Source organism: candidate division WOR-3 bacterium (assembly GCA_039804165.1).
Lineage (GTDB): Bacteria > Hydrothermota > UBA3072 > UBA3072 > UBA3072 > JAFGHJ01.
This window is the reverse complement of record JBDRZZ010000016.1, coordinates 14,924-28,342: the sequence shown is the minus strand read 5'-3', so window position 1 is coordinate 28,342 and position 13,419 is coordinate 14,924. Positions and strand designations below refer to the sequence as shown.

General features: G+C 32.8%; 15 protein-coding genes and 1 riboswitch. Of the genes, 8 read left to right on the top strand and 7 right to left on the bottom strand.

The window, feature by feature from the left end; genetic code table 11:
- The first annotated feature begins 26 nt into the window (after window positions 1-26).
- The 5 genes from ABIN61_06550 (at window position 27) to ABIN61_06530 (ending at window position 4,838) form a co-directional block, all read left to right on the top strand.
- A complete protein-coding gene (locus ABIN61_06550; GenBank protein ID MEO0293862.1) occupies window positions 27-563 on the top strand; it encodes a hypothetical protein in 537 nt (178 codons plus the stop codon).
- A 115-nt stretch (window positions 564-678) separates the two neighbouring features.
- On the top strand, window positions 679-1,743 hold the full coding sequence (locus tag ABIN61_06545; GenBank protein ID MEO0293861.1) for a 3-isopropylmalate dehydrogenase: 1,065 nt from the start codon (window positions 679-681) through the stop codon (window positions 1,741-1,743).
- Window positions 1,744-1,754: 11 nt separating this feature from the next.
- Window positions 1,755-1,949: riboswitch (cobalamin riboswitch) on the top strand.
- Entirely contained in the window at window positions 1,913-2,485 is a 573-nt protein-coding gene (locus tag ABIN61_06540; protein MEO0293860.1) for an ECF transporter S component, read from the top strand. It overlaps the preceding riboswitch by 37 nt.
- Window positions 2,476-4,212 (top strand): TonB-dependent receptor, encoded by a 1,737-nt coding sequence (locus ABIN61_06535; protein MEO0293859.1) that lies wholly within the window; start codon window positions 2,476-2,478, stop codon window positions 4,210-4,212. The genes ABIN61_06540 and ABIN61_06535 overlap by 10 nt, the downstream gene beginning before the upstream one ends.
- A 257-nt stretch (window positions 4,213-4,469) precedes the next feature.
- Entirely contained in the window at window positions 4,470-4,838 is a 369-nt protein-coding gene (locus tag ABIN61_06530; protein MEO0293858.1) for a metallopeptidase family protein, read from the top strand.
- A gap of 1 nt (window position 4,839) precedes the next feature.
- Here ABIN61_06530 and ABIN61_06525 read toward each other — a convergent pair whose 3' ends face one another.
- Genes ABIN61_06525 through rocD form a run of 7 tightly spaced genes read right to left on the bottom strand, consistent with a single transcriptional unit; the run spans window position 4,840 to window position 9,705 of the window.
- The gene (locus ABIN61_06525; GenBank protein MEO0293857.1) at window positions 4,840-5,439 is read right to left on the bottom strand and encodes a rhomboid family intramembrane serine protease; all 600 of its coding nucleotides are present in this window, start codon (window positions 5,437-5,439) and stop codon (window positions 4,840-4,842) included.
- 19 nt (window positions 5,440-5,458) lie between these two features.
- On the bottom strand, window positions 5,459-5,728 hold the full coding sequence (locus ABIN61_06520; GenBank protein MEO0293856.1) for a DUF4321 domain-containing protein: 270 nt from the start codon (window positions 5,726-5,728) through the stop codon (window positions 5,459-5,461).
- Window positions 5,716-6,234, bottom strand: a complete 519-nt coding sequence (locus ABIN61_06515; GenBank protein ID MEO0293855.1) for a Gx transporter family protein — start codon at window positions 6,232-6,234, stop codon at window positions 5,716-5,718. Before ABIN61_06515 ends, ABIN61_06520 begins: the two co-directional genes overlap by 13 nt.
- Window positions 6,215-6,577 carry a NusG domain II-containing protein gene (locus tag ABIN61_06510; GenBank protein ID MEO0293854.1) on the bottom strand — a complete coding sequence of 121 codons (363 nt, stop codon included), beginning with the start codon at window positions 6,575-6,577 and terminating at the stop codon, window positions 6,215-6,217. The genes ABIN61_06515 and ABIN61_06510 overlap by 20 nt, the downstream gene beginning before the upstream one ends.
- Window positions 6,547-7,530, bottom strand: a complete 984-nt coding sequence (gene amrS / locus ABIN61_06505; protein MEO0293853.1) for an AmmeMemoRadiSam system radical SAM enzyme — start codon at window positions 7,528-7,530, stop codon at window positions 6,547-6,549. Before amrS ends, ABIN61_06510 begins: the two co-directional genes overlap by 31 nt.
- Complete coding sequence (locus ABIN61_06500) at window positions 7,523-8,470, bottom strand: FAD:protein FMN transferase (protein ID MEO0293852.1); 948 nt, start codon at window positions 8,468-8,470, stop codon at window positions 7,523-7,525. The genes amrS and ABIN61_06500 overlap by 8 nt, the downstream gene beginning before the upstream one ends.
- A gap of 44 nt (window positions 8,471-8,514) precedes the next feature.
- Window positions 8,515-9,705: an ornithine--oxo-acid transaminase gene (gene rocD, locus ABIN61_06495; protein ID MEO0293851.1), complete on the bottom strand. Its 1,191-nt coding sequence runs from the start codon at window positions 9,703-9,705 to the stop codon at window positions 8,515-8,517.
- Window positions 9,706-10,175: 470 nt separating this feature from the next.
- Between rocD and ilvB the strand changes: the two genes are divergently transcribed.
- Genes ilvB through ilvC form a run of 3 tightly spaced genes read left to right on the top strand, consistent with a single transcriptional unit; the run spans window position 10,176 to window position 13,418 of the window.
- Window positions 10,176-11,927, top strand: coding sequence for a biosynthetic-type acetolactate synthase large subunit (gene ilvB / locus ABIN61_06490; protein MEO0293850.1), 1,752 nt, complete (start codon window positions 10,176-10,178; stop codon window positions 11,925-11,927).
- Complete coding sequence (ilvN, locus tag ABIN61_06485; protein MEO0293849.1) at window positions 11,927-12,424, top strand: acetolactate synthase small subunit; 498 nt, start codon at window positions 11,927-11,929, stop codon at window positions 12,422-12,424. The genes ilvB and ilvN overlap by 1 nt, the downstream gene beginning before the upstream one ends.
- Entirely contained in the window at window positions 12,414-13,418 is a 1,005-nt protein-coding gene (gene ilvC, locus ABIN61_06480; GenBank protein ID MEO0293848.1) for a ketol-acid reductoisomerase, read from the top strand. Before ilvN ends, ilvC begins: the two co-directional genes overlap by 11 nt.
- Window position 13,419: the final 1 nt, after the last annotated feature.

Here is a 13,419-nt window from a genome sequence, read left to right as displayed (position 1 = left end):
TACTTAACTTATTTGGGAGAAACAAAATGGAAAAATTTCATAAATTTGTTCTTATAGAGTTACTTTCTACAATTGACCATAAAGTTAGAGGTGTGCAGCAATTTATTGTGGCTTTGCGTGGTTTAATTGATGAGGAAATATTAAATGATTTGGAGGAAGAAACAAAGGAATTGCAAGAAGTTTATGAGAATTATTTAAAATATAGAGCATTAAATTTAGAAAAAATAGAAATCGGAAAATTTCTTGAAGATTTTTATAATATAAAAGTTAATAAAACTTGTTTCTTAGAGATTGATAAAGAGAGATTTAAATTTATCTTTGACTCCTTGATAGAAATGTGTGAAAATCAATTTGAGTTATCAATTGAGGTATTTGAAGAAAGCTGTCTTATTAATTTTATTTCTCCTTTCCTAAAAAAATTCTATCTTAAAGACTTCCGTGAACTTCCAGATAGAATAGAACTCCTTCCATTATTTGCTGTTAATAAAACAATAACTAGAATGGGAGGAGAGATTAAACTCAAAGATGATAAAGTTTCTATAGAACTTCCTAGATCCGAGTGAAAGGTATTTTAACAAAATTTGTCCAAGATCTTATAGGGTTAGAGGGTTGACAAGAGAGTTTATTCATCATATTTTCTTCTCCTAAATATTAAGAATTTTAATAAAGGGGGATAAAATGAAAACTTATAAAATAGCAGTAATACCTGGAGATGGAACAGGTCCTGAGGTTATAAGGGAAGGAATAAAAGTCCTAAAATCTGCTCAGGATAAATTTAACTTCAACTCTGAAATCATTGAATATGATATAGGTGCAGAAAGATATTTAAAAACAGGAGAAACTCTCCCAGATTCTGTATTGGAAGAACTAAAGACTTTTGATTCCATTTATTTGGGAGCCATAGGAGATCCAAGAGTAAAACCGGGAATTCTTGAAAAGGGTATTTTACTCAGGTTAAGATTTGAGCTTGACCAATATATAAACTTAAGGCCTGTAATTCTTTATGATAAAAGATTTTGTCCTTTAAAAGAAAAAGAAGAAAAAGATATAGACTTTGTGGTTATAAGAGAGAATACTGAGGGACTATATTGTGGTGCTGGAGGTTTTCTAAAGAAAGAAACTGAAGATGAAGTAGCCATTCAAGAAAGTATTAACACATATAAAGGTGTTGAACGGTGTATAAGATTTGCCTTTGATTATGCCAGAAAAAGAAATAAAAAAAAGCAAGTCACTCTTTGTGGGAAAACCAATGTTCTCACTTTTGCTTTTGATTTATGGGAAAGAACCTTTTATAAAGTTGCCAAAGAGTATCCTGATATAAAGACAGATTATGCTCATGTTGATGCAACTTGTATGTGGATGGTCAAAAATCCTGAATGGTTTGATGTGATTGTAACTGACAATATGTTTGGAGATATCATAACTGACCTGGGAGCAATAATTCAAGGAGGAATGGGCATCGCTGCTGGAGGAAATCTAAATCCAGAAGGAGTTTCTATGTTTGAACCAATTGGAGGAAGTGCTCCAAAATATACTGGTAAAAATGTTATTAATCCTTTAGCAGCTATATCTGCTTTATCTCTTATGCTTGAAACTTTAGGAGAAGAGAAAGCAAGTAAAGCAATTGAGGAATCCGTAAAAAAAGTTGTTAAAGAAAAACTTCAAAGCCTTTCTGCAGGGAAAATGGGTTATTCTACTTCTGAAGTAGGAGATTTAGTTGTTGAGAATTTACTTGAAATATAAAGATAACCCTCTTGACTTTTTGGATAAATAATTTATTTTTTCCTTGGAATAGTTAAGGGAAAGCGGTGAGAATCCGCTACAGCCCCGCTACTGTATTTGGCAACGAAAGCTGCAATATACCACTGGGTGTTTCTACACCTGGGAAGGTGCAGTAAGTAGGTAGGAGGCCATAAGTCAGGAGACCTGCTATTCCGAAAAGTACTCCGAGGGGAGGAAAAATATTAATAGGATTAAAGAGATATCTTATATAACAATATTTACGTCTTTAGCGTTAGGATTTGGTTTTTTACTTTCCTATATACCAAATCTTGAGTTAACTACTTCTACAGTTTTCCTATCTGGAGTTTTATTTGGACCAAAGGTAGGCATTTTAGTTGGAAGTCTTACCTTCTTGATCTTTGGTTTACTAAACCCTCTTGGGTTGTCTCCTATCCCTCTTCTTTTATCTCAAATTGTTGGTGGAATCTTAATAGGTTTTGTAGGAGGTTTTTGTAATGAAAAAGGATGGAATAAAAGTTATATTTTTGGACTTCTAGGATTTATTCTTACAATTCTATATGACTTATTGACAACATTTGGAGGAGCCATTTTATTCTTCCCGAAAAAGAAAACTCTTTCTGCCTATCTTCTTGCAGGTCTTCCTTTTAATCTATGGCACATTTTCACTCAAGTTTTTATTTACGGAGTGATTCTATCTCAAATAGCAAAGAAAATTAAAAGAAAGGAGGCTTTATGTTGTTAATTTTAATAGGGACAATGTATTTTGAATTAGAAGGGATAACTGTAATAGGAAAGAGGCTTGAAGCTTTACCCTATCAAGTTGAAGTGATTGAAGTGGAAGATTTAATTACTATTGAAGATCTTGGAGAAATTCTTGAGAAAAAAGCAGGAATTTATATTTATAGTTATGGGGAGCCAAATTCTTTAACAGAAACGAAGCTTCATGGCTGTACTTCAAAGCACACTTTAATAATGTTAAATGGGCATAGGATAAATGATCCAAAAAATGGAGGTTTTGATCTTTCTGTAATACCTTTAAGAGCTGTAAAAAAAATTGAAATAATAAAAGGTTCTTCTTCCGTATTTCAAGGGTCTAATGCAATTGGAGGCATTGTAAATATCATTACTGGAGAAGAAGTAAATCAATTAAAAGTCCAAGCTAATTCAAATTCTTCATTAATGGGAGGGATTGAGTTTTATAAATATGGTGTAAATGGGAACTTATTGCTTGAAAAAGGAAAGGGAGATAGGAGTAATACGGACTATGAAAGATACTCTTTTAGTTCTAATTGGGAAGGTTTGAATTTGGTTTTATCTCATAGAAAGTTAGGGGTCCCCGGTCCCCTTCCTCAAGAAGGAGTAATTCCAACTTTTGGCGATGCTACTGCAACTTCATTGTTTGATCATCAAAAAGTAGATTTCCTAGATCTATCTTATAATAAGGTTTTTCCAAAAGGAGAACTTGGAATAGTTATCCAACCTGTGCTTAGTTGCGAATTATTCAAATATAACTGGAAATATTCAGATTATATAACTGGAGAACCTGTAGAGGCATCCGCTAAATACAATACAATAGTGGGACAATTTAATACAAAATTTTTATACAAAATAGCTTCCTTAGAAATTAATTTAGAGAAAGATAAGGTTTGGGGGACTCAATATTTACCAGAGACAACCTCTTTTTATCCAGAAGAGGAAAAAGCAGGAATTTCTCTCTCTTTGTTTAAAGAAAATGGACTTTTCAATAATTTTCTTTCCTTAAGAGAAGACTGGTATAGAAGTTTTGGGTTTCATCCTTCTTTTACAGTGGGAAGTAGAGTTTTCATTAATCCTTTAGAGGTTTTTATTTCTATTGGCTCTGCATTTCAGGCTCCCACTCTAAACGATCTTTATTATCCAAATTTTTCTAATAGTGAACTTAAGCCAGAGTCTTCTATGGGATTAAATGGAGGAATTAAGATAAAAGGATTTTCTATCTCTGGGCATATAGAAAACATAAAAGACAGAATTGGATATAATGAGTTCTGGATTCCTCAGAATATCTCTAAGAGCAGAGTTTTTGGAATTGATGTGAGTGCTAAAGGAGAATTAAACCACATTTCCTATTCTTTAGGATATTCGTATCTTGATGGTTATGATGAAGAAGATGATCTGAAAAGAGAACTTCAATATCATCCAAAACATTCTCTTTATGGTGTTGTTTTTCATAAGGGTCCTATAAACACTGAAATTTCAACAAAATGGATGGGAGAACGGAAAAAATTATTTTATGAAGGATGGAAAAAAATAGAAAGTGATTTTATAGTAGATTTGGGAGTTAGTAAAGAGATAAATAACATTTCCTTTGGTTTTAATGTAGACAATCTTTTAGATGCTAAATACATAACAGCATTTGGTAATAGTCTCTATGACAGGGATTATCCTGGGCTAAGAAGGTGTTTTAACTTATGGGCTAAGCTTTTATTCTAAGGTTAGGTAATTTAAACAAAATCCGAAAATAGCTATGAATAAATCAAAAAGGGACATATGTTTTGAGCTTAAATGGATATTGCTAATCCAATAAAGAATTAATTCCTTTTGGGAAAAGAAGACCTCTTAATTTGATAAGGAATTTTGTAAATTTATGAAAAATTTGTGGAATTTAGTAGTCCATATTCGGTATAAAAAAACAAAAATCAATTATTCCTATCTCTATATTTCTTAATATACTTATAGATTGAGAGTCAATGGAGTTTGAAATTTTTGAACAGGTTGTGAAGGAAATTTTAAAAACTATTCCTGAAAAATACCTAAGAATCCTTAAAGAAGAAGCAATAGAAATCATTTGTAGAGAAAAGGTTCCAGATGTATTACAAGAAAACTATCCTTGTAAAATCATTTTTGGTATATTTGCTGGTACCTCAAAGAAAGATAAAAATAGCTTTGGAATTCATTTCCAACCAACGAGGATAGAAATTTATAAAGAAAGTTTTGAGAAGGTCTTTGGAAAAGAGATAAATCCTCTAATGAAGGATCAAATTCTTAAGACATTAATTCATGAAATGGCTCATCATTTCGGTTTTAATGAAGAAAAAATAAGAGAAATTGGATATTAACTTAATAAAGTTTTCTTCTTTTCCATCTAAGGTATAAGTAACCTACTACAAGTCCTCCTAAATGTGCAAGATGAGCTATGTTTCCTTTTCTCTCAAACAAATAAACAAATTCAAGTATTCCAAATATCCAAACCGCGTATTTTGCATCCAAGGGAATGAGAAAAGGAAATATTATCAATTTTGTTCTCGGAAAGGTAACTCCAAAAGCAATTAAGATCCCGAAAACCGCTCCCGAGGCTCCTATTACCGGAATAACAGATTTTGAATTAAATAAGGAATATATTAAAGCAGCGCCAATCCCACAGATAAAGTAATATTTACAGAATTCTCTTGTTCCCCATAAATATTCAAGCTCCTTACCAAACATCCATAAGATATACATATTTATTAAAAGATGGAAGATTCCTCCATGCAAAAACATATATGTTATTCCCTGCCAAATATGACCTTTCATGAAATCTCTTGGTATTAAAGCAAAAAGTCTTATAAAAGGAGAAGCCATCGAAGGAAAAAGCATCTCCATAAAAAATTGGACTGTGAAAACTATAAGATTTAGAAGTATAATATTCTTAAGCCCATTTTGGGTGTGTTTTAATCTCATATAAAGACGCTCCTTTATTTTAATAAATCCATTTTAAGAGGTAACCTAATACAAGAATCCCTATAAAACCAAATAAATTTACTTTTAACATAAAGCCTATAATAACTGTAAAAATATGTAAGTCAAGAGTGAAAGGATGAAAACCCACTTCTAAAGGAGAAGTCATAACTTTCTTTACAGCACTATCTGGAAGAATTTTTCCTAAAAGTTCTCCTAAAAAACTTCCAAATATTAAACCAATGATTAAAATTAATATTGTGAGTCCTAATTTTTCTTTTAATTTGCGCAAATTTTAATCCTCCTTTTTAATTTTGTATAAACTTGAAAGCTAAAAATACCCGTGATAGAACCAGTGATTAAAGAAACCAAGATATAGATGGGGGAGAGGTAAAAGAAAGAAACCTGAGGTAGGAAAAAACTCGTAGCAATCAAAAGTTGAGTAATTATATGCACTTCAGCTCCTATTATACTTATTCCAATAAGGCTGATAGGAAGTTTGCTCTTTAAAATCGTCCACATAGCGAGTGTGCTTATTAAAGTTCCACTCATAGAAAATAAGAATGTAGGAGAAAAGAGCTTCGCTAATACTAAACTTCCTATTAGGGATTTTAATATACCTATTAGAAGAGACTCTTTTAGACCAAAGAAAATTAAGGCAAGAAGAATAAATATATTTGCAAAACCAATGCGGATTCCAGGTAAAGGGGTTGGGAAAAAACTTTCTATCACAAATATAGAGATAGAAGCAGCTGAAAATACTGTTATATATCCTATTCTATTCAGTGATTGCATCATATTCCTTTCCAGTTATTTTTATTACGACTCTATTAGGAATGCAAATTATACTCTCTCCTTTCTTCGAAATCCATCCTTTCTTTTCACAGATCTTTAAAGGACAAGGTGCATCCAAAATTCTCGCTTTTCCATCTTTTATTATAACTTTTGCATAGCCAATTTTCCCTTTTATAATAAGTTCTCTATCTTGAGTTAAAGGATAAACAAAATTATCTCTGTTGTCAACACTTATTATTACTTTTTCCCCTTTACTTCTTGGAATAAAGAAAATAAACAACAGAAAAAATATTATAACAAATAAGTCGCCTATTTTTAAAGGATGAAATCTACTTTCCTGCCACAATTAGAACACTTCCCCTCTGTAATCCCAACAATTTCAGTATAATATCCAACTCTTTTTACAAGAGTACCTGAACACTTAGGGCAATAAGTGTCTTCAGTACCTTTTATTTGAGCATTTCCAATGTAAACATAATAAAGATATTTTTTTGCAATCTCGTAAGCTTTTTTTAGAGTGCTAAGAGGTGTGGGTGGTTTTTTATATAAATAATTTGGAAAATACCTCGAGATGTGTAATGGAATTGTTTTCTTAATAGAAGATAAATATTCAGCTAATTCTTCAGTTTCTTCATCATTATCTCCCGGAACTAATAGATTTGTAACTTCTATATGGATAAGTTCAGATGATCTCTCAATAGTCTTTTTTACAGTAGAAAGGCTACCTTTAAGAACTCCTTTGTAATACTCAGAACTCATAGATTTAAGATCAATATTCATAGCTTTTATTATCTTGAGCAAATCATTAAGAGGTTCTTCTAAGATCTGCCCATTAGTGACCATTACAAGGTCTATTCCTTCTTTTTGGGCGTATTCTGCAGTGTCTTTTATAAATTCGAACCAGATGATCGGTTCACTATAAGTAAAAGCTATGGAAGAAACATGATATTCCCTTGCAAGAGCAATAAGTTCTTGAGGGGTAATTTCTCTTGTAGAGGTCCTTTGAGCAGATATTGTATAATTCTGGCAGTAAGGACACCTCATATTACACCCGTTAGGAGAAAGAGATAAAATTCCTGTTCCCGGACGAAAGTGAAAAAGAGGCTTTTTCTCAATTGGATCTACAGCAATAGAAGTTGTCAAACCATAATTTTGAGCATATAAAATTCCGTTTTCGTTTTTTCTTGCCCAACAAAGGCCCTCTTTTCCAGGAAGTATTATACATTCATGGGGACAAAGTTTACATTTTACTTTTGAATTTTCTAACACTTCATAATATTCCGCTTCTCTTTTATTCATATTTTTTTATATCTATAAATTTATGAATATTCATAGCTGTGTCAACAAGTATGGCTTCTATTTTGTTCTTCTTCACAAATTCTATAGCTTTCTCTATTTCCATAGCCATTAAAGCAGTGGCAATACAATCTCCTTTAATACCTTCCTTTGCAATAACTGTGGCTCCTATTATTCCTAATGAAGGATATCCGCTATAGGGATTCACTATATGATGATATCTCTTCCCTTCTTTCATAAAATATCTTTCATAGTCTCCGGAAGTAAATACAAAACAATCGCTAACTTTTAAAACCCCTATTATTCCATTATAATCTCTCGGGTGCCTAATTCCAATTCTCCAATCTTTTTTTCCTCTCTTTTTCCCCACCACTAAGATGTCTCCTCCCGCATTTACTAATCCAGAAGAGATGCCATACTTATTAAATAGGCTTTTGGCTCTATTTAGAGCATAGCCTTTTGCTGCTCCTCCAATATTTATACTAAACTCCTCAGGCATAAAAAGAGTGTCTTTTTTAAATTTTATTTTTTTATAGTCTACAAAAGAAAGAAGTGCTTTTATCTCTTCCTTATAGGGAATTCTAGGCTCTTTAAAATAATTCCATTTTTTTAGTATTGGATCTACTGAAGGATCAAAATATCCATTTGTATTCTTAGAAACAAAGAGAGCTTCTTTCAATATGGTAACGATGGTTGTATCTACAACACCATTTTTTATTCCCATTATTTCAAGAGAGTTTATTCTCTCGAATTCTCTTTTTATATCTTTTATAAAATTCTTCGCAATTATTGGATTTTTTACATAAATTTTGCCACTTACATAAGTATCGAAATAGAAACCTTCAAATGTAAATTCCTTCAGTGTTATAAAGAATAAAATAAAAAGCAAAGGGAAAAGGAAAGAAAAACATAGAAAAATAAAAAGAAATTTTCTTTCTCTCATTTAAAAAATACCCATAAAAGTGCCAAATATAATATAGAACAAGATTAGAGGACTTCCTTTACTCTTTCAAAAGCCCAATCTATTTCTTCTTTTGTAATAATAAGAGGTGGAGCAAATCTGATAACGAACTCATGCGTTTCTTTACACAAAAGCCCTTTCTCCTTTAATTTTTCCGCATAAGCTCGAGCAGGTTCTTTCAACTCAACTCCTATCAAAAGTCCTTTACCTCTAACTTCTTTAATCACAGGATTTTTTAAAGAACGGAGTTTCTCCATAAAATACTCCCCAAGAGAAAGAGCTCTTTTTGGTAGATCTTCTTCTATAATATAATCAATAGCTGCAATTCCAACAGCAGCAGCTAAAGGATTTCCTCCAAAGGTTGAACCATGATCTCCAGGATTAAAAACACCAAGAACCTCTCTTGAGGAAGCAAAAATAGAAATTGGATAAACTCCACCTCCTAAGGCTTTTCCGAGAACTATTCCGTCTGGTTTTGCATCATCCCACTCCCAGGCAAACAACTTTCCTGTTCTTCCTAACCCCGTTTGAATTTCATCAAGGATAAAAAGAACATTATTCTCTTTGCAAATTTCCTTCACTTTTTTTAAGTATCCAGAGGGAGGAACAACAACTCCTCCTTCGCCTTGAATTGGTTCCAGTAAAACAGCAACAGTATTTTTATTTATTTTTTCTTTTATTGCTTCTGCGTCCCCATAAGGAACCACTTTAAAACCAGGAGTTAAGGGACCAAAGCCATCTTTATATTGCTCTTCTGTAGAAAAAGAAATTATGGTGATAGTTCTACCGTGAAAATTATTTTTAGCAGTTATAATTTCTGCTTTATCTTTTGGAACCTTCTTCACTTTATATCCCCATTTTCGGGCAGCTTTAAGAGCTGTCTCCACCCCTTCCGCTCCTGTATTCATAGGAAGAGCCATTTCCATACCTGTTATCTCACAAACCTTTTTCAGAAATAGGGGCAATTGGTCATTCCTAAAAGCGCGGGAAGTCAAAGTTAGTTTATCTAATTGCTCTTTCATCTTCTTTATTATTATAGGATTTCTATGCCCATGATTTAAAGCAGAATAGGATGAAAGCATATCCATATACTTGTTACCTTCAAGATCCCACACCCAAACTCCTTCACCCTTACATAACACCACATCAAGAGGTTTGTAATTATGAGCTCCATAAAGATCATCCATTTTTATTAATTCTTTACTTGAATAATTCATCTTTTTTCTCCTTTTTGAATATTTATTCACTTATTTTACATTTTAAACAATTTAAAATAATTTTTGTAAAAATCAAGTTTTTTAATAAAGATTTTTAAAGAGTTTTTGAGAAGAAATATTTACTAAAAACTCTTTTTATCTTAATAATTAAGTATTAGAGAATTACATTTTAGAAAAACTTAAAGGCGGAGGGGGTTGACTTTTTTCAAACTTTTGTTATAGTTAATTTACTTAAGAAAGGAGTATTTTTTAAATGGGAGTAGAGTTGGGGATTTTAAACTAATATATTCTAAAAGAAAAACATCTTTCATAGATGTTATCTTTTTGATTTGTTTATACATCCTCAAAAGTTCAGTTATTTCTAAGGATAAAGAATTAATTATTAAATCTAAGAAATATTTACCTTTAGACTTAAGACAAATTTTATTTCTTCTCAAAAAGGAAATCAAAATGGAGGTATTACTTTTAAAATGAATAAAGAGAAAATGATAGATAAAAAGAAATTAAGTGGAGCAGAAATTCTAATTAAAGCTTTAAAGGGAAAGGATATAAAAGTAATATTTGGTTATCCTGGGGGAGCTGTTATAGATATATTTAACCTTCTTTACGATACTGACATAGATTTTTACCTAACTAGACATGAACAAGGTGCAGTGCATGCTGCAGACGGGTATGCAAGAGCTTCTGGGAAACCTGGAGTTTGCATAGCCACATCTGGTCCTGGGGCAACTAATCTTGTCACAGGGATAGCGACTGCGTATATGGATTCAATTCCAATTGTTGCTATTACTGGCCAGGTACCTACGAGTTTAATAGGAAACGATGCTTTTCAAGAGGTAGATACAACAGGGATAACAAGAGCTATTACAAAGCATAACTATCTAGTAAAGGACATTGATGAATTTGCTCAAATTATAGAAGAAGCATTTTATATTGCCACAACAGGTCGCCCCGGACCCGTATTAATTGATATCCCTAAGGACATTCAGCAAGGAAAGACCTCCAAAATAGAGAGTGGGCCAATTAATATACCAGGTTATAAACCAACTCTTGTAGGGAATATGAAACAAATAAAAAAGGCAGCCGAATTTATTGAGAAAGCCAAGAAACCAGTTATTTATGCTGGAGGAGGAATTATTACCTCTGGAGCTTCAGAGCTTTTAATAAAATTTGCAGAAAAGATTAATACTCCTGTCACTACAACTTTGTTAGGATTAGGAGGCTTTCCAGGAACACACGAACTTTTCCTTGGAATGCTTGGGATGCACGGGACTCAATATGCAAATTACGCCATTATGGAATCGGACCTCATTATAGCTATAGGAGCACGTTTTGATGATAGAGTCACAGGGAAAATTTCTGAATTTGCTCCCCATGCAAAGATTATTCATATTGATATAGATCCTGCTTCTGTTGGTAAGAATGTCAGAGTTGATATACCAATTGTTGGAGATGCAAAATTGGTTCTCAAAGATCTTTTAAAAGTCGTAAAACCCAAAAAAAACGAGGATTGGCTAAAAGTTGTAAACGCTTGGAAAGAGAAATATCCTCTCCGATATGAAAAAAAACCAAATGTGGTTTCTCCTCAATATGTGGTGGAGTGTATAAGAGATATTACGAAAGGAAATGCTATTATAGCTACGGAAGTGGGACAAAATCAGATGTGGGTTGCTCAATATTACAAGTTTGATAAACCAAGAACCCTTCTTACCTCTGGGGGGCTTGGAACAATGGGTTACGGTTTTCCTGCAGCTATAGGAGCAAAAATTGCAAGACCTGAATTACCAGTCTTTGATATTGCAGGAGATGGAAGTATTCAAATGAATATTCAGGAACTCGCAACAGCGGTTACAAAAAATATTGGAGTTAAAATTGTTATCTTAAATAACGGTTACTTAGGCATGGTTAGACAATGGCAAGAATTATTCTATAATAAAAGATATGCAGCTACGTGCCTCAAAACAGGAGCCTTGAATCCTAATAAATGCAAGAAAGTAGAAATGCCTCTTGAATATTCTCCTGATTTTGTTAAGCTTGCAGAAGCTTACGGGGCTACGGGGATAAGAATCTATAAGAATGAAGAAGTAAAAGGAGCTATTAAAAAAGCTTTAGAGATAGAAGGTCCTGTTATAATAGACTGCATAATTGATAGTGAAGAAAATGTTTTCCCGATGGTTCCTGCTGGAGCTTCTCTAAGACAAATGATAGGAGGAATGGCATAATGAAAAGAATCATTTCTGTTTTGGTTGAGAATAAATTTGGTGTTCTTGCGAGAGTTTCAGAGATATTCAGTAGCAGAGGCTTCAACATTGAAAGTCTTTCTGTAGGAGAAACCTTAGATTCAAAACTATCTAGGATAACTATCGTTGTTGAAGGAGATAATGTAGTTTTTGAAGAAATAAAGAAGCAATTAAATAAACTGATTAACGTTATAAAAGTTAGAGATTTTACTGGTGTAGACCATGTAGAAAGAGAAATGGTATTAATTAAGGTGAATCTTTCAAGGAAAACAAGAGCTGAGCTTATGGAGATAGTAAATATCTTTAGGGCAAAAATTGTAGATGTTGGAAAAGATGCTATGACTGTAGAAATCACAGGTAGAGATAATAAGATTCAAGCTTTCATTGAATTAGTTAAACCATTTGGTATTGTTGAAATTGTGAGGACTGGAAAAATAGCAATTTCAAGAAATAAAAAAAAGGAGGAAAATAATGGCTGAAATTTTCTATGATAAGGATGTAAACTTTGAAATCTTAAAAGAAAAAACAATTGGAATTGTAGGTTACGGAAGTCAAGGTCATGCACAAGCTCAAAACCTTCGAGATTCAGGCTTAAAGGTTATTGTTGCAGAGCTTGAAGGAACACCTAATTATAAACTAGCAAAAGAACACGGTTTTGATCCAATAAATGCAAAAGAACTTTCTAAAGAAGCAGATATAATTTCAATGTTAGTTCCAGATGAGATTCAGGCTCAAGTTTATAAAGATTCAATTGAACCCAATTTGAAAGAAGGAAAAGCCTTGCTTTTCTCTCACGGATTTAATATAAGATTCAAACAAATATTGCCACCCCTTTATGTTGACGTGATAATGGTAGCTCCAAAAGGTCCAGGCCATCTTGTGAGGAGTGAATATGTAAGAGGTGGGGGAGTCCCTAATCTTGTAGCTGTGGAAAATGATGCGAGTGGCAATGCTTTTGACTTAGCTCTTGCTTATTCGAAAGGAATTGGAGGAACAAGGGCAGGGGCTATAAAGACTACATTCGCCGAAGAAACAGAAACAGATTTATTCGGAGAACAAGTAGTTCTTTGTGGAGGAGTATCTGCTTTGGTGAAGAAAGCTTTTGAAGTTTTAATTGAAGAAGGTTATCAACCAGAAGTTGCATATTTTGAATGTATGCATGAGTTAAAGCTAATTGTGGATCTTTTCTATCAGGGTGGTCTGAGTTATATGAGATATTCTGTGAGTAATACTGCAGAATATGGAGATTTCACAAGAGGAGAAAGAATTATTACAGAAGAAACAAAAAAGGAGATGAAAAGGATCCTTAGGGAAATAAAGGATGGATCATTTGCAAAGGAATGGATTGAGGAAGCGAGAAAGGGGAAACCAAATTTAAAAAAGTTTGAAGAAAGAGATAAAAATCATCCTATTGAGGTTGTTGGTAGAAAGCTTCGTAGGATGATGGACTGGATAGATAGTAAAGAGGTGTAAA